A 24,175-nucleotide genomic window follows, 5' to 3' on the forward strand; every position below is an offset into this window, starting at 1 on the left:
TGTCGGTGCCCAGTGGTGGAGTTGGACCTGATGCGGTCTGACCTCCGGCGATGTCGCACGTTCGATCGTTTCTTGCTGTCCCTGCTGTTCTCGTCGACCTTGGACTCCCCGCAGTGCCCGAACTCACGACTGATCGCAACCGAAGGATCTCCTCATGAAGCGCATGACCTCCGTACTCGCTCTCACCACCGCTGCGATCCTCGGCCTGTCTGCCTGTGGTGGCGGCGGTGACCCGCTGGCTTCGGACTCGCCCTCGGGCAGCGCTGTAGCCGGCGGCGACGTCGTCATCGGCTCTGCCGACTTCCCCGAGTCCGAACTGCTCGCCGAGATCTATGCCGGTGCGCTCAAGGCCAAGGGCATTAACGCGACGACCAAGCCGCGTATCGGTTCGCGCGAGATCTATCTCAAGGCGCTCGAGGACGGCTCGATCCAGGCCATCCCCGAATACACCGGTGCGCTCGGCTTCTTCTATGACAAGAACTTCGCCGAGACCGACCCCGAGAAGGTCTACACCGCGATCCAGACGCTGATCCCGGCCGAGTTTGCGGTCCTCGAGAAGTCCGCGGCCGAGGACAATGACTCCATCGTCGTCACCAAGGAGACGGCGGACTCGAAGTCGCTCAAGACCATTGACGACCTCAAGGCCGTCGCTGGTGAGATGTCGCTCGGTGCCCCGCCCGAGTTCAAGGCGCGTCCGCAGGGTGTGCCCGGCCTGACCAAAACCTACGGCGTGACGTTCAAGTCCTTCCGTGAACTCACCGGTCAGGGCCTTGTCCAGGCGCTCAAGAATGGTCAGGTCGACGCGGCCAACATCTTCACGACCGATCCGTCCATCGCCGAGAACGGCTTCGTCTCCCTCGAGGACACCAAGAAGCTCTTCGGTTCGCAGAACATCGTGCCGCTCGTGGCCAAGGACAAGTCCGAGCAGCTCGCTCCGGCGCTCAACGCGGTGTCGAAGGCCCTTACCACCGAGGTCATCTCGGGCCTGCTCAAGCAGACCGTGACCGACAAGAAGGACGCCAAGGACGTGGCGGCCGAGTTCCTCAAGTCCAACAACCTCGGCTGACCGCTCTTCGACCGATGGCGAAATAGTGCCGGATACGCTCAGTTGCTCCTTCGTCGCAAACGCGTGCACGGCACTATTTCGCATTCTTGAGTTCCTCGCTGAGGCGTACCCGGCTGAGACACTGCGACCATGCAGATCCCCGACCCTGCGCTGGTGCTACTGGTTGGTGCGTCCGGTTCCGGGAAATCCACCTGGGCCGTGACGAACTACCGAGCCAATGAAGTTGTCTCCTCTGATGCTCTCCGAGCCGCGGTCGGCAGCGGCACGGCCGATCTGGACGCCTCGGACGATGCTTTTCAGATCCTCGACCAGATCGTGGCGGGCCGAACCCGACGTGGCCTCACGGTTGTCGTCGACACCCTAGGGCTGGATCCGGATCGTCGTGCTGGCTGGGTGGCGTTGGCACGCAATGGCGGACTCGCCACCGTGGCAGTCGTGTTCGACACTCCTGCGGCGACGTGCCGGGCTCGGAACGCAGCCCGTGATCGTCCGGTCCCGGCGAACGTGCTCAACGCTCAACTGCAACGCATGCGCGATGTCGAGCGAGAACTCGACGTCGAGGGTTGGAGTGTGCGGGTCGTCAGCGGTGAAGAGGGCGCGCCAGTCACGGCGTCCGAGTCCGAGTCCGAATCCGTGTCGACTCCGACTCCGACTCCGACACGGACACTCGCTCCCAACACGTCGACGGCGAGGACCGACGGACCGCGGGTGATGCTGCAGGTCTCGCGTTTTCCCTGGGGCGAGGAACCGCTCGACTGGCTCCGAGGTGTCGCGCTCGCGGCGGACGAAGCGGGCTTTGCGGGCATCGCGCTGATGGACCATCTCATCCAGATCCCGCAGGTCGGTCGCGCCTGGGATCCAATTCCCGAGCCTTGGGTGACGCTCGGCGCCCTCGCGGGGCTCGGCACCGACCTCGAGTTCGGCACGCTCTGCACCCCCGCCACCTTCCGCTCGGCGGGCATCATCGCCAAGTCGGCCGCCACCCTCGACGTACTCACCGGAGGTCGCGCCTTCTGTGGACTCGGAGCCGGGTGGTGGGAGCGCGAGCACTCGGCGTTCGGCCTCCCCTTTCCTGCCACGGGCCAGCGAATCGACGGTCTCGAGGTGGCTGCGGAGACGGTGCGGGCCCTGTGGGCGCCCGGCACCAAGGCCTACGAGGGCGAGCGGGCATCCCTGCCCGAGACCACCTGCTATCCCAGACCTGTCGGCAGGCTGCCGCTCATCATCGGAGGGGGCGGCGAGCAACACACTCTGCGTATTGCTGCGCGGTGGGGCGACGCCTGCAATGTGCAGGGCGACCCGGACGTCGTCAGACACAAGATCGACGTGTTGCGTCGTCACTGCGACGACGCCGGACGACCGCACAGCGAGGTGGAGGTCACGGTGCTCGACATCGCCATCGTCGGCAACGACAGAGAGGACACTTGGGCGCGGGTGGAGCGGATGCGCGGGCGCACCAAGGCGGCCAACTTCGCGGCACGTCACCATGCCGCGGACGTGGCGAGTCACCGCGAGCGATTCGAGCGGCTCTTCGACGAAGGAGTGGGGACGGTCTTCCTCGCCTTGCCCGATCTCGAAGGTCTTGCCGATGTCGAACGCATTGCCGCCCTTGCCCGGCGCTGAACGGGTCTGGACCAGGATTGGTCAGGCACGAGCCCACACCTTCGCCGCAATTGGCGTTCCCTGACGTGGCCCGCGAACGCTCCTGTGTCCTCGTTGCCTTTGGGGCGTCAGGGTGTGCGGCGGGGTCATGCTCGGTGCCAGAGGTTGGGGTCGAAGGTCGCCGAAGTGCAGGCCGCAGAAGAGCGCACCGAAGAAGAGGTGACCGACCTGACCGCCGAGGTGCGCGCTCTGCGGGAGGACATCGCCGCCATGCGAAGGGACCACAGTGAAGGGGTGGGGTAGCGCCTACCGTGCGCCCTTCGGCAGGAACCGTCTGGCGAGTCAGTTCCCGCGCCCGCAGGTTTCAGGTGACACCACCACACGTGGGCCTTGAGTTTGTCACTCGGTGGGTGGCTCGATTCCAAGCACGCGACGGTCCTCGTCGTCCAGTTGGTTGAATCCGAAATCCTCGGCCCACAAGTCAAGGTTTGCCACCTCCTCCTCCCATACGGGGAATCCTCCGATTAAGTCATCGACTCCGCAAATAAGGCGTGGCCATTCCGGCACTGGCCTCGCCTTCGCCGTGCCCTACGTCGGTGCCGTCGTGCGCATGAAGGACGTGCCGTAGGCAATCTCGCGGTGCCAACGCACCTCGGAGTAGTGGTCCTTGGTCGGCTCTCAGCCGATCAGTGGTCCCTTGAAGGAGGGGTTGCCGCGGTCGTCATACGACTTCTTCTCCCGGCCACAGTGGGAGCACAGGTCGTACCCGCCGCCGGGCCCGCTCATCTCCCGGTTGATGTGGTGCTCCCAGTGGTGGTAGCCGACCAGACACAGGACACGGCGCATGCTGCACCTCCATTGTGAGAAGTCTGTCCATCATCCGCCTCCGCCTGACGACGGGGAATCCTCCGATTAAGTCATCGACTCCGCAAATAAGGCGTGGCCCTTCCGGCACTGGCCTCGCCTTCGCCGTGCCCTACGTCGGTGCCGTTGTGCGGATCAAGGACGTGACCTGAGCCCTAGGGCGTTCCGGTGCACACGCGTGCCGAGTTGCAGGTAGCGTCCCGGTGAAGGTGTGGACTTGTCAGAATGAGGGGGGACCATCGAGTGGAGAAGTCTGCTGCGATTCGGTTGACCGAACCGCCCTACACGTGGGAAGGGTTCTGAGCAGCCGCTCAACGCTTCGCCCGCTCAGCGATGCAGAACTACACGCCCCGGGAAGCGCTTGTTTTTCTTGCATGCCGGGGCAGCCGTTGAACTTGGCATCAAGGCGGCCCTGTGCCGCATCAGTCCTGCCCTTCTGATTAAGGGACAGCGGTTCACCGATGACGCGCTGATTCGGCTGGTGGGCTACCAACCATCGGCTCGTCGCAAGGGCGCTGCCTCCAGCCGCGCGCTGCGCAGCAACTTCCCTTACACGGTCGGCTTTGCCAAGGCCGTCGAGCGCTTCGAGCTCCTCTTCGGGGACGAGTCTCTGGGTGTGGACGCGAGCGCGCTGGAGGTTCTGAAGGGGGCGCGTGACCTCACTGCGCATGCAAGCGCCAGCGGACAACTCGTAAGCCAAACGATGCACGAGGTCGTTCTCACTTTTGGCAGCCGTCTTTCGCCATGTACTCCCACTCGTCGAGGTAACCGAAGTGAGTTTCTGGGGGGAGCACCTCGGCACAATCCAGAAGGCCACGGAAGAGCATCGGGATGACGTCTCCGCGCAGGCTAGGGGGCTGATCGCAGCGGCACGCGAGCGGTTCGGGCGTCAGTACGAGGGCGTGGACCCAAGCCCCCTGACTGAGCACATGAGCCATTCATTCTGGGAACGAATCACGGGACAGGACGAGTGGGTCCGGCGATGCCTGGCATGTGGCGCGGAAGGGATTGCGCGCCTTCGCGCCGAGAAGCGGGTTGAACGGCGGACTAGCGGACGGACGCGAACGGCCCGCGGCTATAAGGCGGTCAACTTCCGGTGTCACATCTGCAAGTTGGTGCTCGAATCGGAAGCTCTCGTGGACGCCGTACGAGAGTTCGAGAGTAGCTCCGGTGCTGTTGTCATGGAAGGAACGCTACGGGCCAGCACTGACAGTCACTTGACGCTGAATTGAACTGTCCTGCAACACTATTCGGTCAATTGCATGTCTGCTGCGACGTCAGCCACACGAGTCCCACGGGTTGCGCTTCGCAAGGGAAATGGCGGCCTCGAAATGGATAGATGTTCATTGAGCCCCGCCGACAGGTGGGTCGACGGGGCTCAATATGGGCGGGTCTGATCAGTCCCAGGGGTCGGGTGCGTTGAGCAGGTCGTCCGCGTTGGCAGGCTTGGTCGGCTTCGCCGCCTCAGGTGCTGCCGGCTTCGCCTCGGCCTCGTCGTTGGCTTCGGTCTTGACTCCTGCGTCGGCTGCCTCGGCCTCGGCATCTGTGTCAGCCTCGGACACGGTCTCCCCTGTGGGCTCAGCCGCCGGCGCGGAGTCAGCATCGCCCGTGGGCTCCGGCGTGGGCTCGATGTCGGCATGGGATGCATCCGTTGCGGCCTCTGTCGTCACGGTTGCCCGCTCGGACAGAGTGTCCACGTCGTCCCAGGGGTCAGGAGCTGAGAGCAGGTCGTCTCCGGCCGTGGTCGCTGGGGAGGCCTCTGACTCGGTGGGCGCAGAGCCTGCGGCCGTCGCATCCTCGAAGGTCGCTGACTCCTCAGCGGCGGTCGCCTCCTCGGCGGGGGCCTCAGCATCAGGTGCTGCAGGGGTTGCGCCTGCGGGTTCGTCCCACGGGTCGATGGCGTCACTGGCCGCGGGAGCGGCAGGTGCTTCGGAGGGTGCTTCGGCCTCTGCCTCTGCCGGTGCCGCAACGGCTTCGGCACGTGCAGCAGGTGCGGGCTCGTCCCACGGATCGGCGTCATCATTCGCTGCAGAAGAAGCAGGCGCCTCGGTCTGCGACTCAGCGGGTGCGGCCTCGGCGGCGGGTGCAGCCGGGGCAGGAGCCGAGGCTGCGGGTGCTACCGGCTCGTCCCACGGGTCGACGTCGGCACTGGCTGCGGGAGCGGCAGGTGTCGTTGCCTCCTCGGCGGAGGGTGCAGCAGGGCTTGCGGGGGCGGGCTCGTCCCACGGGTCTGCTTCGGCGGCTGATGCCTCGTTGGGCTTGGTCTCGGCGGCAGGTGCCGCCGGGGCAGGCGCCGAAGTTGCGGGTGCGGCGGGCTCGTCCCACGGGTCCGCCTCGGCAGTCGGCGCCTCCGCAGCCTTTGCTTCAGTATCTGAAGCAAAGGCACTCCCCTGGGCGGTACTCGTTGAGGCCTCATCTGCAGCTGTTTCGGACCCATCAGCAACCGCAACTCCTGCAACGGCAGCGCCAGCCGCAGCGGTGCCAGCGGCACCGGCGGGGGAAGCGGAAGGTGCGTCACCGGCATACGCCTCAGACTCGGACGCCACTGAAGCGGCCGCCGCCTCGTCCACGGAAGCGGACTCGGCGTCCTCGTCCTGCCCACGGCGCACCGCAGCAAGGAGCATCTGCGCGACGTCGACGACCTCGACGTCCTCGCCGATTCCTTCGGACTGCTTTGCGGTCAGGCCGTCGGAGATCATGACGCGGCAGAACGGGCAGCCGATGGCGATGCGCTCGGCGCCGGTGGCGAGGGCCTCTTCGGTGCGGTTCATGTTGATGCGACCGCCGAGCTTCTCCTCCATCCACATGCGGGCACCGCCGGCGCCACAGCAGAACGACTTCTCCTTGGAGCGCTCCATCTCGCGCAGCTCGACACCGGGGAGGGCGCCGAGGAGCTCACGCGGCGGGGCATAGACGTTGTTGTGACGACCGAGGTAGCAGGGGTCGTGATAGGTCACGGTCGCTGCAGTCGACGCAGCGTTCTTGGCCGACGAGAAGCCAGGAGCGTCAGCCGGACGAGCCACGGGCACGAGCTTCTTGTCCCGGACCAAACGGTTCAACAACTGTGTGTGGTGGACGACCTCGAACTTGCCGCCGAGGTCGGGGTACTCGTTCTTGATCGTGTTGAAGCAATGGGCGCAGGTGACGACGATCTTCTGGACGCCCATCTCGCCGAACGTCTCGATGTTCTGCTGGGCGAGCATCGAGAAGAGGATCTCGTTGCCGGCGCGGCGGGCCGAGTCGCCGGTGCACGTCTCGCCATCGCCCAACACAGCGAAGGAGACACCAGCGGTGTCGAGCAGCTCGGCAACGGCGCGAGTGGTCTTCTTGGCGCGGTCCTCGTAGGCACCAGCGCAACCGACCCAGAAGAGGTAGTCGACCTCGTCGGCCGATTCAATGTCCTTGCCCAGGATCTTGACCTCGAACGGCAGGTCCTTGGCCCAGTCGAGGCGGGCGCGCGAGCCCATGCCCCACGGGTTGCCCTTGGACTCGAGGTTCTTGAAGAGGCCACCGAGCTCGGACGGGAAGGCCGACTCGATGAGCGTCTGATAGCGGCGCATGTCGACGATGGCGTCGACATGCTCGATGTCGACGGGGCACTGCTCGACGCAGGCGCCACAGGTGGTGCAGGACCACAGGACGTCCAGGTCGATGACGGCATCCGGACCATGCGGGTTGTATGCCGTGAGCGGGTTCCGGATGTCGTAGCCCGTGTCGCCGATGAGGGGAACTTCCGCGAGTGCCGTCGTGGCTGCGGGCAGTGACGCGCGCGCCTCCTCGGACGCGAGCAGCCAGGGCGACTTCGCGTTGGCGTGGTCGCGCAGCGTCATCATGAGCAGCTTGGGGGAGAGCGGCTTGTCGGTGTTCCACGCGGGGCACTGTGACTGGCAGCGACCGCACTCGGTGCAGGTGGAGAAGTCGAGCAGGCCCTTCCAGGTGAAGTCCTCGACCTTGCCCACGCCCAACACCGGCTCAGCCGACTCATCCTCGTTCTCCGAGGCGGCCTCCATGGCCTCCATCGAGAACGGCTGACCGTCGCCCATCGTCATCGGCTTGAGGTTGCCCAGGGCGGTGCCGCCGGAGGACTCGCGCTTGAACCAGATATTGGGGAAGGCGAGGAAGCGGTGCCACGCGACACCCATCGTCGGGGTGAGCGAGATGGTGATCATCCACGCGAACGAGATGATGATCTTGATGGTGGCGACGATGACGATGACCGTCTTGATGCCGTCGAGCGAGAGTCCGGAGAAGATGCCGGACAGCCATCCGGTCAGCGGGAAGTGCAGCGCCAGACCTTCGCCCGGGTTCTCGATCTTGGTGAGGGCGGCCTCGAGGACGCGCAGCGCGAGGATGCAGAGCGTGACGCCGAGGATCGTGAACTCGACGTAGTAGGCCTGCCACCAGTTCGACCCGAAGAAGCGTGAGCGGCGACCCTGCTCACCCTCAGCCGAGCGCGGGTGCTTCATCTGACGGATCGCAATCAGCACGACGATGCCGATGAGACCGGTCCACGCAAAGAACTCGGTGACCCACTCATAGGGCGGGAAGTGTCCGATGATGGGCAGCTGCCACTCGGGCTCGATGAGCTGGCCGAACGCCGTGACGAGCGTCCCGAACAGCAACATGAACGACAGGGCGGTGAACCAGTGCGCGACCGCGACGACCGGCAGCCGAGACATGCGGGTGTGGCCGAGGAACTCCTTGGCCAGCGTCCACGAGCGTGCCAGAGGAGCGTCCGTTCGGCGCGGATCCGCCTGTCCCACACGGTAGAGCGCGACGAAGCGCCCGATCTGGCGGAAGAGGAGGGCCCACCCGATGAGCATCAGCGGGAAGCAGATGGCGGAGGCAACGATCTGGAGCGCGGACATGCGGGCAACTCTACTGACGACTAAGCGTGCGCATACCTTTGAGTGACCCCCCTCGCAGCAGTTGTGGCAGGACTCACGAGTCGTCAGTTGAGGGTCTGCTGCGGGGAACCGGAGCCCGCTCACCAGTCCACTTGTCAGTGATTGCTTGTGCTGATTGATAACTCAATGTTTGAATAGGCATAAGTGCGGCCCTGACCGGGCTGTCCCCGAGACCTGACACGGAGAACTCAATGCCCATCCTTGACGACGTCACCCAGGCAGTCGGCAACACGCCCCTCGTGCGGATCAACCGCATCATCGAGACCGGTGACACGGGCACGATCGTTGCCGCGAAGCTCGAGTTCTACAGCCCGGCCAGCTCGGTCAAGGACCGCATCGGTGTCGCGATCGTCGACGCGGCCGAGGCGTCGGGCGAGCTCCCCGCCGGCGGCACGATCGTCGAGGCCACGTCGGGCAACACCGGCATCGCCCTCGCGATGGTCGGCGCGGCCCGCGGCTACAAGGTCGTCCTCGCCATGCCCGAGTCGATGTCCAAGGAGCGCCGCGCCCTGCTGCGGGCCTTTGGCGCCGAACTCGTCCTCACCGACCCCGCGCTGGGCATGAAGGGCGCCGTCGCGAAGTCGGACGAGATCGTGGCCGAGCGTGAGGGTGCTGTCCTCGCCCGCCAGTTCGCCAACGAGGCCAACCCCGCGATCCACCGCAAGACCACGGCCGAGGAGATCTGGCGCGACACCGACGGCAAGGTCGACATCGTCATCGCTGGCATTGGCACCGGTGGCACGATCACCGGCGTGGGCCAGGTCCTCAAGGAGCGCAAGCCCGAGGTCCAGATCGTTGCCGTTGAGCCCGAGGAGTCCGCGATCCTCAATGGTGGTGCCCCCGGCCCGCACAAGATCCAGGGCATCGGCGCCAACTTCGTCCCCGAGATCCTCGACACCGAGATCTATGACGAGGTCATCGACATCAACGCCGCGACCTCGGTGGAGTGGGCCCGCAAGGCTGCCACCCAGGAAGGCCTGCTCGTCGGCATCTCCTCGGGTGCTGCTCTCGCCGCCGCCAACCAGGTCGCGACCCGCCCCGAGAACGCCGGCAAGACCATCGTCGTGATCATCCCGAGCTTCGGCGAGCGCTACCTCTCGACCATCCTCTTCGAGGGTCTCGTCGACTGATTATCCGAACTCACACAGTGCTCACCTCCCCGCCTTCGCGTATGCCGTTCGCTCGCCTGCGCTCCCGCCTCCAGCGGGCTGCGGCGAGCGTTCGAGAGGACGTCGACGCCGCGATCGCCCGCGATCCGGCCGCGGCATCACGCTCCGACCTCGTGCTGAATTCGCCTGGCCTGCACGCGATCTGGTCCTACCGGCTCGCCCACAAGCTGTGGCTGCGCCCGCACCTCAAGCCCGTGGCGCGCACGCTCTCGACGGCAACGCGCGCAATCACCGGGGTTGAGATCCACCCGGGCGCCACCATCGGCAAACGCTTCTTCATCGACCACGGCATGGGTGTCGTCATCGGCGAGACCGCGGAGGTTGGTGACGACGTGATGCTCTATCACGGCGTCACCCTGGGTGGCCGGTCACTGGCCAAAATCAAGCGTCACCCCACCGTGGGTGACCGAGTCACCATCGGTGCCGGCGCCCGGATCCTCGGACCCATCGACGTCGGCGACGACGTGCAGATCGGGGCCAATTCCGTTGTCGTCAAGGACATCCCGCATGGCGCGATCGCCACGGGCATCCCTGCCACGGTGCGTTTCCCCGGACACCCCGGTGAGGATCCCTACGAGGCGCTCTTTGGCGAGCCGGCCCTCTTCATCTGACCGCCCAGGTGTTGCCGTAGGCGCAGAACGCCTCTGCGCCAGCGACATTCGCGGCCACCTCCCGCAGGGCTGTCGCCACATCTGTTCCAGCGACCAGCCGCTCGTGCAGCTCGCACATGGCCGCCGCGGCCACGTCGTCGTGGATCGGGTTGGTCGCCGCGACGACGCATTGCACACCCAGGCTGAGGAGGGCCGCTGCCAACCCGAGGGGCTCGTCACCGGTGCGTCCCCGACTGCGGCCGACGTCGCATGCCGACAGAATGACTAGCTCCGCGGCGAGAGGTGAGGTGAGCTCGTGCGCGAAGACGGGCCCGTCGCCCATGTCGAGGCTCGAGAAGAGCGGGCTCTGGTCGACGTGGTGCCCGTGAGCGGCGAGGTGGACGACGCTCGCCGAGGTGAGCGCGGAGCGCACGTCCGCGCTCACGGCATACCCCGTTGTCGTTGTCGCGGAAGGCGATTTGGTATGCCGCCCCCACGCCTTCTCGACTGCGCTCACCTCGCCCTGGGCACGGGGAAGGCCGGGGCCGGCGAGGGCGACGACGTCAGGTGAGCGACCTGCTGTGACGCCGCGTCTGGCCCACGCAGTGACGGATGGTGCCGCGATGACGGGGCTGTTCCTGAGCGCGGGGAGGGCCCGCCAGGGGATCGAGGCGAGACCGACAGTGGGCACGATGACGACGGTGCCGCTGGCGAGGTCAAGACCCCCCAGGAGCATCTCGTCGACGCGGTGCACCGAGGATTCACGGGCGCCTGCGAGGAAGGCGGCCATGGACGGCCGCGCCAATGCCATGGCCCGGGCATCGGCGACTGCCCGGCTGGCTGCTGCGGCAACGTCGGCGGTCGGGCCGATGACACTCTGGTGGATCTGCGAACCGACCACCAGTCGCACGACCGTCCCGCGCACTTCGTGGAAGGTCACGACGGTCACATGTCGCTGCGACACCAGGGTGTGCGTGGCGGCCAGGGTCATGGCCGTGAGGTCGGCGTCCGCACTGGGGCCGCCGGTCCTGCGGAGCCGCTCGGTGATCTCGGTCTGCAGCTGATTCACCTCGGCTGCGGTCTCCTGAGCCTTGTCGGTCGTGGGCCCGCTCAATCCGGATCTGCGCCGCAGTTGGCGCAGTTGCCCGACGAGTGCGGCCACCTCGGGGTCATCGGGTGGTCGGATCGGGGCTGCCCGCAGGGACGCGGCACGCCAGCGCTCGGTGGCGTCGAAGAGTTCATCGAGCGAACCGGAGTCGGTGGCCATGGCCACATCGGCATCGCGGATCCGGGCAGCGTGCAGGGCCAGCCCGGCGCGCACCTCGTGGCTGTGAACAGATCCCTGGTCGCGCGCCAACCGCTGGGCAGCGCCGGACAGCAGGGCCTTCGAGCGGTCGTGGTCCCCGTCCTCCGTGGCGATCCGGGCAGCGAGCAACCGCTCATGGAGGAACACGCTGAGCGAGACGGAGGCGTCCCCATCGAGGCTGGACACCTCGCGTCGTGCGTTCGCGAGGTCGTGCCGCGCCAGCGCAACCTCGGCGCGGATGCGCGCGCCCAACCTCTCGTTGGGTTGCACCGGGGTTGGCGTGGACCAGCGCGCCGCGGTCTTGGCGGCACGGGTGAGGTGTCGGCCCATCCCGATGTCGATGGCCGCGCCCAGTAGCTCGACCTCGTCGGCGCGACTGGTCGCGCGCAGCGCTCGGAAGGTTCGGGTGGCACGGCCGGCCCAGGAACGTGCCGAGGCCAGGTCTCCGCGCAGCAGCGCCGCCCGGGCGAGGTCGACCTGGATGTCGCCGCGTTCGAGTGGCTGTCGGTCGTGGCGGGCGGCGTCAAGACCGAGGCTGAGGACCTGTTCGGCCTCGTCGACGAGGCCGGCGTCGAGCAGGACCTTGGCATGGTCCAAGTGGGCTCGCGCCAGCCCCACACCGCAGTCCATGGCTGCCGCTTCGGCCATGAGCCGAAGGGCCATCGGAAGGTCTCCTGCGATGAAGGCGACGCAGCCGAGATTGTGGCGCGCCTTGAACTCCTCCATGGGCAGGTCGTGCGCGATGGCCAGGTCGAGTGCAGCCTCGAGGTCCACGCGGCCAAGGTCCAGGTGCTGGAGGGACAGGTGGGCCAGTCCACGATTGATCAGGGTGGCGCACCTCTCTGGCGGGGCCAACTCGCTCAGGTGGGGCTCCACCTGAGCGAGCGCAGTCAGCGCCTCGATCCAGTTGGACGACATGACGTTGATCGCGCCAGCCTGGATGTGGGCGATCGTGCCGAGCAGCGGTGCGGCTGATCCTTCGACCATCTGGTGGACCTCGTCCAGCAACGCCAGTCCGGCCTCAGGTCCGGCGATCCCGAAGCGCGACATCGCTCTCGTGATGAGGATCCGGGCCCGCAGGCGCAGTTCCTCGTCGGCGTCTTGTCCGTTGGGCCTGGCTCCCGCAGACTCGGCCAGAGTCTCGAGTGCCCGGTTCAGCGCAGCGTCGGCCCGCCGGTAGTGGCCGGCGGTGTTCTCCGACCGGCCCCGGGCGTGGAGTTCGCGTGCTGCCTCGAGTGTCGTCGGGACGTCCTCTCAGATCTCGATCCCCGGCGTGATGACCGGGCGGGAGCCCGGCTCGTCGTGTCGCCGGATGACGAGGTGGACGGTGCCGTGGTCGACCCGCTCGAAGACGAATCGTCCCTCGTCGTCGGCTGTCGCCTCCTGGCTGCGAGAGCGCTCACGGAGCTCGACCTCGGCTCCGGGTGCGGTGACCCATCCGCGCACCCGGACGACGTCGCGATCCACGGGTTCGAGCGTCACCATGATGCTCAGCCCTTCGCTCTCGAAGGTCACTGTGCTCGCGCGGTCATACTCCGTGGTGCGAGTGGCACCCGCCATGGCGCTGTCGTTCATGAGGTGAGCGATCTCGGCCTCGAGGCTGGCCACGGTCATCGCGAACTTCACCCGCTCGGTGAGGTCGACCGGCACGGGATCCACGAGGTCGAGTCGGGTCCGGATCAGGGCAAGGGCCCGCTCGTCCAAGGCGTCGAGCGACTGTGCGGCGAGGGCTTCCTCGTCGTTTTGGGGAGTGTTCATGCCGTCACCTCCCACGTCGGGTCCGCCATGAGGGCCACCCGGAGCTTGGCGAGACATCGACCGCGAGTGGGCCCGATGCTGCCCACCGGGATGCCGAGCGCGGCGCTCACCACCGCATAGTCGGGACGGTCGACGAAGGCCACGAGACGGAGCAGCTGCTGACAGCGCTCGGGCAGGCTTTCGACGTGGCGCCACATCGCCCGGGCCGCTTCTGCGTCCTCGGTGGCCAGCACCGGGTCGGTGACTGCGGCAGGGCTTGTCGGGTCCGCAGGGGAAGGCTCGTCCCGGGGCTCCTGCGGGACGGTCCGCCTCGCGCGGCGCACGGCGCTCCAGGACTCCCGCTTCGTCGTCATGAGCAACCACTGGAGAACTGCCTGGGGGTCAGCGATGTCATTGGTGTGCTCGACGAGTCGCAGCCAGGTGGTCTGCACGACGTCCTCGGCGGTTGCCGCGTCGGCCCCTTGGGATCGGGCGGTGTGCCACAGGAGTGGCGTCACCTGATCAACGAGCGAGCCCATGGCGCTCGAGTCGCCGGAGCGGTGCAGGTCAAAAGCCTTGGCGGCGACAGCGGCCAGTCCTGGCGACGTACGGCCCGGCTGCCCGGGTCGCTCCACCTTGCCCGCGTTCACCTCTCCTCCTCGAGGGCCCTGGCTGCGGCCGAGAGGGTGGCGTCCACGACCTTGCGAGCGCGTGCGCCGCGCGCGGCAGCGTCAGCTGAACGATCTGCACCGAGACCGCGCGCGATGTCACCGGCGAGGGCCGGTGCGGCGAAGGACGTCCCACTCCACAGCCCGAAGCCGCCGCTGTAGTCGTCGTAGTCAACGGCGCCGCGGGTGGGCTTGCCCGGCGCGACGCCGGGGTTCGCCTGGTGTAGCAACTCGCTGCGGCTGGAGGCGTTGAACGTCTGCGGCATGGTGCTCACGACCAGGGTGGCTGCGGCATACGCCCTCACCCATGCCCCCGTGTTGGAGAACACGGACACGGTCCGGCCGTCGGGATTGAGCGCTCCGACGCTCACCATCGGGGCGCCTGTCGTGACCTCAGCCGCGTAGGCCGCCGGGTAGAACTCGACGTCGCTGGCGTTGTTGCCCACCGCCGCAAGAATCGTCACGCCGAGCTCGGCAAGACCACGCAGGACGCGGAACAGTGCCTCCTCGTCGTCGAATGCACCGGGCGTCTCGTGCCGATAGCCCAGCGAGAGAGTGATGACGTCGATCCCTTGCGAGTTGTCGCCCGAGCGCAACGCCAGCGCCTGTCGCAGATAGAGGCCGGTGAGGGCCTGGACGACGTCCTTCTCGTCGGCGACCCCGTCTCCCCACATGACCGGGACGGACAGGATCCGGGCGTCGGGGCAGTGCTGCCGGACGACACCGGCGATGAACGTGCCGTGGCCCGCCAGCGGGTCGAGTTGACCGTTGACGAGGTCGATCGTCACTCCGGCGACCTCGTGCGGCATGCCGGCTTGCTCGGGGAGCCGCTCGGCACCATCGCCCTCGACGAACCAGTGGTGCTCGCCCAGACCAGTGTCGAGGATGGCGACCACGGGGCCGTCCTTCCCCCGCTCCGGGGCAGGAGCAGACCAGACCACCGGACCGCGTCCGCCCGGGCCGTAGCCCACACCTTGGCCGTAGCCGACGCCCTGCCCATAACCGACGCCCTGGCCGTAGCCCACACCCTGGCCATATCCCACGCCCTGCCCGTAGCCCACCCCTTGGCCATAACCGACGCCCTGGCCGTAGCCACTCGCGGTCATCACGTGCGACAACCCGATGCCGGCGACCGCGCCCTGGTCGGATGCGCGGGCGGCCTGAAGGACGTCCCACGCGTCCACAGGGGTGGCCGAAACCCGTCGGGACTGATCGCTCTCATCGAGTCGCTCGAGCCGCACGACGGTGTGGCCGACCTTGTCGAGCTCGTCGAGCAGGTCGTTTCGGGTCGCGAAGGCGAGGGAAGGATCGTCCTCGACCACCACGGCATACCCAAGAGATTTGGCGGCAGTCTCGAGTGCGGCGCGTCGGCCATCCGCGGAACGGCCCACGATCCCGGGGACGAGAAGCACATCGCCCACGTATGCCGTGGGCTCGGGGATCGGCTCGCCCGTGACCCTGGGCGCGGTGGTCGGGTCGAGGAAGCGCGCGCCGAGGCGCTGCACGGCGGTGCTGGGAAGGACGAGGGGTGGAATGAGTCGTGGCTTCTGTGCGCGACCGTCGTGCTTCATATGGGTGCTCCGTGAGCTCGCTGCTGAACCCCGGCGGCAGATGCCGTCGACTCAGCGTAGGGATTGGCGGGTCACAGGGGAAGAGCCGCGAGAAGTCGCCCAGATACATCTCTTGAGCACATTTCTCTGTGCAGTCGAATCGGCACCCGAGGGATGTATCTGAGGGGCGCTGAAGTCCTCCTTTCGCAGTGTCGGGGCCGCGCAGGGGCGGCCCCACATCACCCAAGGAGCACGCCATGGCAACACAGCACGAGCAGGCCGCACAACGCGCCGCCATCAGGCCGGTGAAGGAGTCCATCGAGGACGAACTCATCGCCAGGCCAGGAGTCGTCGCCGTCGACATCGCCGAGAAGGAGAAGGACGGCAAGAAGACCGGAGAGCTGAGCATCGTCGTCTTCGTCGAGGAGAAGAAGCCGACGTCAAAGCTCGCCAAGGGCGCCGTGATCCCCAAGGAGATCGACGGCATCAAGACCGACGTGCAGGAGCTCGTCATCGAGCTGCAGCCGGCCTACCGCCAGCTCGAGGATGCCGAGTTGTTCGTCGACCCGGCGAACTACCCGACTCTCGCCGGTGGGATCAGCATCGGGCCGCGACGTAGTGTCTTCCTGTCGCCTCCCGACGTACCTGCCCCCGGGAACTACGTGTTCGTCGGCACGCTCGGTGCGATGGTCCGTGACCGCGCCACGGGCGCGACCATGGGGCTGACGAACTTCCACGTCGCCTGCGTCAACAACACGTGGAGCGTCGGCGACCGCCAGGTCCAGCCGTCGCTCGTCGATGGTGGCGCTCCGACCGGGGAGTTCGGGTCGCTGACCCGAGCAGTCCTGTCGGAGAACATCGATGGCGCCGTCATCACCGTCGATGCGGCCGAGCCGTGGACGGCAACGGTCACCGGTGTCGGTGACGTCGCGGGCAGCACGCCAGCCGTCGTCGGGATGGCCGTGCAGAAGCGTGGTCGCACGACCGAGCACACCTTCGGCACAGTCGCGTCGACCGACTTCACCGTCACCCTCAACTACGGCAGCGACGTGGGGTCGCGCACCCTGCGTCATCAGATCCGCATCGACACCGACACCTCGCGCAACCCCCGGTTCTCGAACCAGGGTGACTCGGGGTCGGTCGTCCTCGACAACTCGCGCAACGTCATCGGGCTTCTCTTCGCCGGCAGCAACGACGGGTCCATGACCTTCGCCAACCCGGTGCAGGCGGTCCTCGACGAGCTCGGTGTGGATATGCTCACCCCGCCCGTCCTGACGGTGACCCGGCCGCTCATCACCTGCCTCAACACCCGGATCACCATCTGCCTCAAGACCCGGCTCGACCTCAGTTGTCCGACGATCAAGACCAGGATCCCGGCGCTGTGTCCGACGGTGACGAGGCCGCAGCTCTGCGACTTCATCACGCGACCGAGCCTGTGTGACGTCACGCGGCCCGCGATCTGCGACCTTCAGGTCACCCGGTTCAGCTGCCCGCTCCCGACTCGGGTCTGTGGTGGCGAGTTCGAGCGTCCGCCCATCGAGGACTGGTTCCGCGGTGGTGGTGGCGGCTATGGCGCCTCGGCGTCCGAGGTCGAGGCCGCGGCTGACGAGGCCTATTGGGGCGGCTACCTCGCCGCCCTCGAAGAGGTCGACGCGCTGGATGCAGAAGGTTCCGGCGGCTCCGGTGGCTCCGGCTCCGGTGGCTCTGGCGGAGGTGCCTGAACCGTGGCATCCTCCCCCAGCCTGCTCGGTGCGGCCGTCCGGCACGGGCTCGTGCCCGCGCGGGACGTCCGGGCCGGACTGGTCCGCGTGCGCGCCGTCTCGCGCAGCAATGCCGTGCACGTCATCGAGCACGACGGCGCACCCGTGGGCTACGTCAAGCAGGCCGGGGAAGCCGCCCGACTCGACGGTGACGACACTGTCGGCGTCGAGGCGGCACTCCTGGGCGCGATTGCGCCCCTTCATCTCGCACCGACCCTGATCCTTCAGGGGGGATCGGGGTCGGTGTGGATGGCTGCTCTGCCCGGCGAGGAGCTCTCGTCGGTCCGGGACCCAGCGGTGCTGCGACCTGCGGCGGTCGACCTCGGCCGTGCGTTGGCGCGGCTGCACCGCCACCCGATTGCCGACGTCGGCGTCCCCGAGGCTCCCCGCCCCTGGCCGCTGCTCGACCGGCTTCCGCCGTCGATGGAGGGCGGCACGGGGAGGTCCGAGGCGACCCCCATCCTCGACGCCCTCACTGACCCCACCATCCAGCGCGCCCTCGACGTTGCGCGCACCCAGTGGCGTCCCCATCACCTCGTCCATGGCGATGTCTCACCGGGCAACGTCATCGTCCACACGTCGTCGTCCGGTGACGTGCGTATCGGCCTGATTGACCTCGAGCTCGGCGGGAAAGGTTGCCCTGAGCATGATCTGGCCTCGGCAGCGGCCATGCTCGGTGAATTCTCCCCGGGTGGTGTCGACCTCGCCGCCCTGTGTCTCGACGCGTACTGGACCGCCTGCGGCCCGGCCACGCTGACTGCTCCTTGGCGGTGCGTGCGGGCGCTGCTCACGGCCTGGCAGGTGGCTCTCACCCATGGTGAGGACGGGACCCCGGACGTCGCCCGGATCCTTGGGCGTGCGGTCGCGGCAGCCGAGGAGGTCAGGTCATGAGTCCCTGGCGACCCGATCACGCAGAGCAACTCCTCGCGGCATACGCCGTTCTTCGCGGAGCGCAGGATGACGGCGCTTCCGCCGACTTCCTCTACCAGCACTGGTATGCCGTCCGCTCACCTCACGCTCCCGTGTCGAGTCGCTGGGACCCGCCGGTCGCGACCGCCGCCCGGGCGGCTCACGGCAGTGCGGGTGACTGGACGCACGACGAGGCCGAGGTTCTTGCCACGGGCATGGCTGGTGTTGTCGTCGTGGCCACCCCGCGGGGGCGACGGGCGCTGTGTCGTGGGGAGTACGTCACGACGAGCGGCCGCCCGGGATTCCCGCCGCGGGTCGGCGACAGGGTGCGCTCGCTGCGTCGGCTCGGCGCCGTCGTCCAGGACGGTTGGTGGCGCACGTGGGGTGCGGGCTGGGATCCGCACCAGCTCGGACCCCTGGTTCGCGTCTACCTCCGGCCGACCTCCGGAGCCGTGGCAACGCTCGTCCATGCCGTGACAAGCGTTCTCGCAGAGGGAGATTCGTGGTTGCTCAAGCTGGCGCCGACACCGGAGGGGCTGAGCCGCCCCGACGCCGTCGTCGCCTATCTCGGCGGGCCGTCGCGCGATCAGGATCGAGATGAGGTGGCGGCGGCAGTGAGTGGTTTGACCGCTGGCGCGCCACCGCCGCTCACCGAGCCACTGGGCGACGGCATCGGTTGGGCGCAGGATCCCGGGACGGGAGAGAGCTTTGGTGAGGTGCGCTGCGCCGCGATCGCCACGGCATACAAGACTTTGGGTTTCAACGACACGTCGGCAGGGGAGTGGCTCGAGACGGTAGCGGCCGAGTTCCGTTGTCGGGGAATTGATCCCGCCGCGCCGCACCGTTCCGCGATGACCATCGGAGTGCCGCGATGAGTGCTGCCACCGAGGATCGCGAGTTTGAGGGAGACATGGGAGCTGACCAGGGAACGCAGGATCGGCAGTGTGTGCTCGATGCTGCGCACCGGTGTGTCGACCTCCTCGTGAGAACCGCGGTCATCGACCGCGACGGGCCGACCTGGCCGGCCTGGGAGGTGGGCCCGGACGGTCGCGCCCTGGGGGTTGTCGCGGGTCGACGCTCTCTCTATGACGGCGATGCCGGGGTGGTGTGGGCTCTGACCCACCTCGGCACCGCCCTGCACCGCCCGGACGCCGTCGAACTCGCGGCGTCCGGAGCTCGATCACTTCTGCAGGCGCGTCCCACCGACGTGGACGCGCCTGCAGGTCTCCTCGTGGGCGAGGCCGGCGTGGATCTGCTGGCTCGCTCGGGGGATCGGGTGGAAGCGCGATGGTCCGACAGCACCGACCTCACCGACGGGCTCGCCGGGGTTCTCCTCGGGCTGGCCCGGGCCCGCCGCCACGAGGATCACGCACGCGGCATCGTCGCCGAGCTGCGTCATCGTTCGCGGGTCGAGGCGTGGGGACGGAGCTGGCCCGACCTGCGGTTGCCCGGCGACTCAGCCCGGCCGCTCTGCGGTCTGGCCCACGGCGCCTCGGGGATCGCCTGGGCCTTGGCCGAGGCTGCTGCGGTGTGGCCGCGCCTGGCGCCGGCCGCCCTCGAACTCGCCGGTGAGGCACTGGCCTGGGAGGCGTCCTGGTCGGACCCCGCACGCGGAGGCTGGCCCGACCTGCGCGAGGGTGATGTGACGTGGCCCGACCTCTGGTGCCACGGTGCGGCGGGCGCTGGCGCCATCAGGTTGCGCCTGCTCGAGCTCGGGGCCAGCGGCCTCCAGCTGCCGTGGTCGCTCGACACGACCCGGGCAGAGGCCGAGATGGCGGTGCAGAGGTGTGGTGGCGCGATGAACGACGCGGCACAGCGAGCACAGGCGCACGGTGCCGACGCCGTCGCAGCCGGCTGGACGCTCTGTCACGGCGCCGGGGGACCGGCAGGAGTCGTCGCTCTCGCGGCCGACATCTTCGGGGTGCCGGATCACCGCGAGCAGGCGGTCGCGGCGGCGGCGGCCCACGTCCGCACCGCACCGGTCGACCCGGAGGAATGGCCGTGCGGGTTGCAGGGCGCAGACGGTGACGTGTCGCTCGCCACGGGGGTGGCGGGAACCGCGATGGTGCTCGCCGACCTTGCCCAGCCCGGGACTGTGCCCTCGCTCGTCCTGCTCGGGTTCGGTGGTGTCAGGTCCCAGCCCGTTGCGTCCGCGCAGGTGCCGGTTCTGGCGACCGTTTCCGCAGACGTTGCGGGCGGGCGGTGACGTCAGTGCTTGGTGGCCGTGGCCCAGGGGTCCTCGCCACGCGCCTCGGTCGATGCAACCCACGGGTCGCCACCGGTGGCGCGGTCTCGGCCGCCGCTGACCTGTGAAGGGATGGTCTTGGAGGCGCGCAGCTTCTCGCTCGTCGCCTTGGCGGCGTCTGCCACGAAGTCGGCGACGACGGGAGCAGCCTTGGTGCGGGCGCTCTCCTTGGCGACGGCGACCTGCTTCTGGACCGGCTTGCTCTGCCAGACCTTGCCCGAGACCTTCTTGATCTGGGCGTAGCGCTGCTTGCCGGCGCGGGCGCCGAGGACGTAGCCGGCGGCGAGGCCGACGATGAAACTCATTTTGGGCATGGTGCGTGTCCCTTCCGTTCTGGCTTGCGACCCTACCTGCCGGAAGCGTGGGTCAGGGTTCCGCATCCAGGGCACTCGCGGCATCACCCCACCTGCCGGGAGCGGGAGTCCGGGTTCCGCGTCTGGGGCACGACCGGCATACGCTGTATGTCGGCCATCGGTCACCGATGCGCTGGCGGGTTCGCATAGTGGCCTAGTGCAGTCGCCTTGAAAGCGACCAGAGTGAGAGCTCTCGTGGGTTCAAATCCCACACCCGCCGCCAAGCCCAAGGCCCCGAGTCCGCTCGGGGCCTTGGGCGTGGCCCGGGGTCAGGTCGACGGTTGATGGGTCCGCACCCGGGGCTTCGTCAGAGGAGCACGCGGGAACACCTGCTGGGTGAGGGTGACGAGGCCGCCCTGTGCAAAGACTTCGATCACCGAGGCATCGACGATCACCTGGAGCTGGACGGTGTCGTCGTCACCCACCAGCCTCGCCGTGTCGCGTGAGGCGAACAATGGATGGAAGTCGACGTTGCCGCACTCATGGCGGTCCGCCGTGATCGTCCTTGACGCGCCGTCGACCGTGAGCACCCAGGGGTCAGCGTCATCCTCGGTGCTGACGGTGATCTCGGTGACCACTCCCGGTGTCAAGGGCACAGTCAGGTCGAGGACCGTCACACCGAGCCCTTCGGGTGGCAGGACTGGCCGCTGACGCAGCCGACGACGGCCATCGACGTCCTCGACGAGGTCGACCTCGCGGACCAGCGACATCGCCGATCGCCAAGGGGCCGTGGGGATCTCGTTGGCGTAGTCCCAGTTGTTGGCCCACCCCACCATCAGTCGACGGTTGTCGGGCACGTTGTCGAAGGACACGGTCGCGTAATAGTCGCGGCCGTGATCGAGCCAGTCAAAGCTCGTGGGGTCGTCCGTCTCGGAGATGCGCTCGGGCGTGAATGTCACTCCGTCGAAGTCGCCCACGAAGTACTGGGCGCCGCCACCGCCGGCCAGACCGCCCGGGTTGAGGCTGACCACGAGCACCCAGCGGTGCAGGTCCGTCCCGGCGACGGGCAGCAGGAAGAGGTCCGGACACTCCCACACGCCGGCGACGGCATGGCTGGGACCGAACTTCGAGAGGTAGGTCCACGAGCGCAGGTCCGGGGAGGAGTAGAGGACGACGGTTCGATCCACCGCCTCGACAGCGACCATGACCCAGTAGCCATCGCCCCCGCCCCACCAGAAGACCTTGGGGTCGCGGAACTCCCCGGAGGACCGGTCGAGCACAGGGTTGCCGGCATGTGTCGTCCAGCTCTGCCCACCGTCGACGCTGTAGGCCAGGGACTGGGCCTGACGCCCGTGGAGCGGCGACGCGGACGTGTAGCTACTGGTGTAGATCGCGACGAGGGCGGTCTGCCCAGGTGCGGCGAAGCCGGACGTGTTGTCGTGGTCCACGACGGTGCTTCCGGAGAAGATGAACTCGTTCTCGGTGTGCCACAGGGCGACTGGCTGCTCGATCCACGTGACCAGGTCCGTCGAGGTGGCGTGACCCCAGGAGAGATTGCCCCACGTCGCTCCGCTCGGGTTGTTCTGGAAGAACAGGTGATAGGTCTCGCCGAAGAAGACGAGCCCGTTGGGGTCGTTCATCCAGGTCGAGTCCGGGGTGAAGTGAGCATGTGGTCGCAGGTGCGGGGTGGGCTCGATGGTCGGGCGTGTGGGTTCGATGTGGGTGTCCACGGTGACTGGGTGGCTTCCTGTGTGGTTCGGTGCATGGATCGGCGGTGTAGGGAAGACAGCCCGGCAGGCGCCCTGCTTCGTTGGGCAAGTGCGCCCGCCCGAGGGCTCTACTGCTGGGCCTTGTTGAAGCGGTCGTACGCGGTCTGGTAGGTCGCGACGACGTCCTTGATGCCCATGGACTCGAGCTGCGAGACATAGCCACTCCATTCGGAGGCGACGGTGCCCTTGACGACCCAGGTGGCGAACTTTTCCTTGACGAGGGCATTGATGTCGGTCTGCGGGTAGGAGACCTTCTCGAGTTCCTCGTTGGAGAGCAGCACCGGCGGGTACTGGTCGTTGGCCTTGTGCGGCGCGTAGTACTGCTGGACCAGGTCCTGGCGTTCCTTCGCGCGAGGCTCGGGCGCCACGACCTTCAAGAAGTCGTCCTTCGTCGTGATCTTCGGGCCGCCGGGTGCAACCTTCTGGCGGCGCTCGCCCTCGGCCTCCCCGGCCTTGGCCGGGATCTGGACCAGGAGTCCGTTGGCGTTCTTCTGCAGCGTCACCCCGACGGGTCCCCAGCTGGTCTGCGCGGACATCACTGGGTCGTAGAGACGGTCTGCCCAGCGCATGGTGGCCACCGGGTACTTGTTGGTGCGTGTGATGGCCATGGCGCCGCGACCGATCTCCTGGTGGTTCGAGAGGCCGGCTCGCTGCTGACCGTCGGCACCTTCGAGGACCCCGACCATCGCGTAGTCCTTGAGGCGGTCGTCGCCGACGAACTCCTTGGCCTCCCACCAGAAGAACGAGCCGAGCACCGGTGTCTTGGCCTTGCCCTTGGCCAGGAACTGGGTGTCGTCCTGGGAGAAGGATTCCGGGTCGATCAGGCCCTCCTTGTACCACTGGCCAAGGCCCTCCACGCCCTTCTTGTAGCCGTCGGTGTTGGCCGTGAACTCAACCTTGCCGTCCTGGACGATGCGGTGTTCGTTGTTGTCCACCTGTCCGCCGAGGGCCGCGATGAGGTCGCTGGGGTTGGCGCAGAACGAGTCGGTGCGGAACGACAGTGGGATCTCGTCGTCCTTGCCGTTCCCATTGGGGTCCTTCGTCTTGAAGGCCTGGAGGGCCGCGTGGTACTCGTCGATCGTCTTCGGCATGGTCAGGCCGAGCTTGTCGAGCCACGCCTTGTTGATGTAGAGGAAGTTGGGGTACTGCAGGATCCCCAGCTCTTCCACGGAGGGAAGGGTGTAGATGTGGCCGTCGGAGGCGGTGAGTGCCGCCTTGATGTCGGGTCGCTTGTCGAGGATGCCCTGGAGGGTGGGCGCGTGCTCCTTGATGAGTGCCTCGAGCGGCACCAGGGTCCCGTTCGTCCCGTTCTGCACGGTCTCGGCATCGGACAGGCCGGTGTTGAACAGCACGTCGGGCAGGTCGTCGCTGGCGAGGAAGAGGCTCTTCTTCTCCTGATAGACCTGACTGGGCAGGTTCTGCCAGTCGATGTGGATGTTGGTGTCCTTCTCCCACTGCTCCACCAGCTGCATGCCGGAGTAGTCGGGGGCGAGCGCAGACTTCTCACCGCCGAAGCTGAGGGTGAGCTTCTTGTCGACGATGGGCAGGCCGTCGGCCCTGAGCCCGAACGCGGCGGACTCGTCCTTGACGTCGGCGGCGCTGTCGCCACCGCCGCCGCTGCAGGCTGAGAGCGAGAGCGCTCCGGTGAGGGTCAGGGCGAGCAGTGCGCCGAAACGTCGTTGTTCCATGGGCTTCTCCTTGGGGACGGGTGGTGCTGAGACGGGTTGGAGGTGGCTTCTT

Annotated in this window: 17 protein-coding genes and 1 tRNA gene; 9 read left to right on the top strand and 9 right to left on the bottom strand. The window is 67.6% G+C overall.

What is annotated here, in order from left to right; genetic code table 11:
* Positions 1–154 precede the first annotated feature (154 nt).
* The gene (locus V6K52_RS01980; protein WP_353952234.1) at positions 155–1,066 is read left to right on the top strand and encodes an ABC transporter substrate-binding protein; all 912 of its coding nucleotides are present in this window, start codon (positions 155–157) and stop codon (positions 1,064–1,066) included.
* A gap of 129 nt (positions 1,067–1,195) precedes the next feature.
* The gene (locus V6K52_RS01985; protein WP_353952235.1) at positions 1,196–2,689 is read left to right on the top strand and encodes an LLM class flavin-dependent oxidoreductase; all 1,494 of its coding nucleotides are present in this window, start codon (positions 1,196–1,198) and stop codon (positions 2,687–2,689) included.
* A 657-nt stretch (positions 2,690–3,346) separates the two neighbouring features.
* On the opposite strand, the gene V6K52_RS01990 is transcribed toward V6K52_RS01985, so the two are convergent.
* Positions 3,347–3,514, bottom strand: a complete 168-nt coding sequence (locus V6K52_RS01990) for a hypothetical protein (protein ID WP_353952236.1) — start codon at positions 3,512–3,514, stop codon at positions 3,347–3,349.
* A 1,415-nt stretch (positions 3,515–4,929) separates the two neighbouring features.
* Positions 4,930–8,400 (bottom strand): (Fe-S)-binding protein, encoded by a 3,471-nt coding sequence (locus tag V6K52_RS01995; protein WP_353952237.1) that lies wholly within the window; start codon positions 8,398–8,400, stop codon positions 4,930–4,932.
* Between the two features lie 230 nt (positions 8,401–8,630).
* Here V6K52_RS01995 and cysK point away from each other — a divergent pair, with 230 nt between their 5' ends.
* Together cysK and cysE are read left to right on the top strand one after the other, a co-directional pair.
* Positions 8,631–9,569 carry a cysteine synthase A gene (gene cysK / locus V6K52_RS02000; RefSeq protein ID WP_353952238.1) on the top strand — a complete coding sequence of 313 codons (939 nt, stop codon included), beginning with the start codon at positions 8,631–8,633 and terminating at the stop codon, positions 9,567–9,569.
* A 41-nt stretch (positions 9,570–9,610) separates the two neighbouring features.
* Positions 9,611–10,219: a serine O-acetyltransferase gene (gene cysE / locus V6K52_RS02005; protein WP_353952239.1), complete on the top strand. Its 609-nt coding sequence runs from the start codon at positions 9,611–9,613 to the stop codon at positions 10,217–10,219.
* Here the strand turns inward: cysE and V6K52_RS02010 are convergent.
* The 4 genes from V6K52_RS02010 to V6K52_RS02025 form a co-directional block, all read right to left on the bottom strand.
* A complete protein-coding gene (locus V6K52_RS02010) occupies positions 10,212–12,554 on the bottom strand; it encodes a CHAT domain-containing protein (protein WP_353952240.1) in 2,343 nt (780 codons plus the stop codon). The two genes, cysE and V6K52_RS02010, sit on opposite strands and share 8 nt — an antisense overlap.
* A 204-nt stretch (positions 12,555–12,758) precedes the next feature.
* Positions 12,759–13,262, bottom strand: coding sequence for a hypothetical protein (locus V6K52_RS02015; protein ID WP_353952241.1), 504 nt, complete (start codon positions 13,260–13,262; stop codon positions 12,759–12,761).
* Complete coding sequence (locus tag V6K52_RS02020) at positions 13,259–13,891, bottom strand: sigma-70 family RNA polymerase sigma factor (protein ID WP_353952242.1); 633 nt, start codon at positions 13,889–13,891, stop codon at positions 13,259–13,261. Before V6K52_RS02020 ends, V6K52_RS02015 begins: the two co-directional genes overlap by 4 nt.
* Positions 13,888–15,480 carry a S8/S53 family peptidase gene (locus tag V6K52_RS02025; protein ID WP_353952243.1) on the bottom strand — a complete coding sequence of 531 codons (1,593 nt, stop codon included), beginning with the start codon at positions 15,478–15,480 and terminating at the stop codon, positions 13,888–13,890. The genes V6K52_RS02020 and V6K52_RS02025 overlap by 4 nt, the downstream gene beginning before the upstream one ends.
* A gap of 236 nt (positions 15,481–15,716) precedes the next feature.
* Here V6K52_RS02025 and V6K52_RS02030 point away from each other — a divergent pair, with 236 nt between their 5' ends.
* The 4 genes from V6K52_RS02030 (at position 15,717) to V6K52_RS02045 (ending at position 20,334) form a co-directional block, all read left to right on the top strand.
* The gene (locus V6K52_RS02030; RefSeq protein ID WP_353952244.1) at positions 15,717–17,180 is read left to right on the top strand and encodes a hypothetical protein; all 1,464 of its coding nucleotides are present in this window, start codon (positions 15,717–15,719) and stop codon (positions 17,178–17,180) included.
* A 3-nt stretch (positions 17,181–17,183) separates the two neighbouring features.
* Positions 17,184–18,110 (top strand): aminoglycoside phosphotransferase family protein, encoded by a 927-nt coding sequence (locus tag V6K52_RS02035; protein ID WP_353952245.1) that lies wholly within the window; start codon positions 17,184–17,186, stop codon positions 18,108–18,110.
* Complete coding sequence (locus V6K52_RS02040; protein ID WP_353952246.1) at positions 18,107–19,003, top strand: T3SS effector HopA1 family protein; 897 nt, start codon at positions 18,107–18,109, stop codon at positions 19,001–19,003. Before V6K52_RS02035 ends, V6K52_RS02040 begins: the two co-directional genes overlap by 4 nt.
* 71 nt (positions 19,004–19,074) lie before the next feature.
* Positions 19,075–20,334: a lanthionine synthetase LanC family protein gene (locus V6K52_RS02045; protein WP_353952247.1), complete on the top strand. Its 1,260-nt coding sequence runs from the start codon at positions 19,075–19,077 to the stop codon at positions 20,332–20,334.
* 2 nt (positions 20,335–20,336) lie between these two features.
* On the opposite strand, the gene V6K52_RS02050 is transcribed toward V6K52_RS02045, so the two are convergent.
* Positions 20,337–20,678 (bottom strand): protoporphyrinogen oxidase, encoded by a 342-nt coding sequence (locus tag V6K52_RS02050; protein ID WP_353952248.1) that lies wholly within the window; start codon positions 20,676–20,678, stop codon positions 20,337–20,339.
* Positions 20,679–20,861: 183 nt separating this feature from the next.
* On the opposite strand from V6K52_RS02050, the gene V6K52_RS02055 reads away from it, so the two are divergent.
* Positions 20,862–20,949: transfer RNA gene (locus tag V6K52_RS02055), tRNA-Ser, on the top strand.
* A 46-nt stretch (positions 20,950–20,995) separates the two neighbouring features.
* Here the strand turns inward: V6K52_RS02055 and V6K52_RS02060 are convergent.
* Both V6K52_RS02060 and V6K52_RS02065 read right to left on the bottom strand, forming a co-directional pair.
* Complete coding sequence (locus V6K52_RS02060) at positions 20,996–22,396, bottom strand: glycoside hydrolase family 32 protein (RefSeq protein WP_353952249.1); 1,401 nt, start codon at positions 22,394–22,396, stop codon at positions 20,996–20,998.
* 107 nt (positions 22,397–22,503) lie between these two features.
* Entirely contained in the window at positions 22,504–24,123 is a 1,620-nt protein-coding gene (locus V6K52_RS02065; protein ID WP_353952250.1) for an ABC transporter substrate-binding protein, read from the bottom strand.
* Positions 24,124–24,175: the final 52 nt, after the last annotated feature.

The organism is Knoellia sp. S7-12, assembly GCF_040518285.1.
In the GTDB taxonomy this organism is placed as follows: Bacteria; Actinomycetota; Actinomycetes; order Actinomycetales; family Dermatophilaceae; genus Knoellia.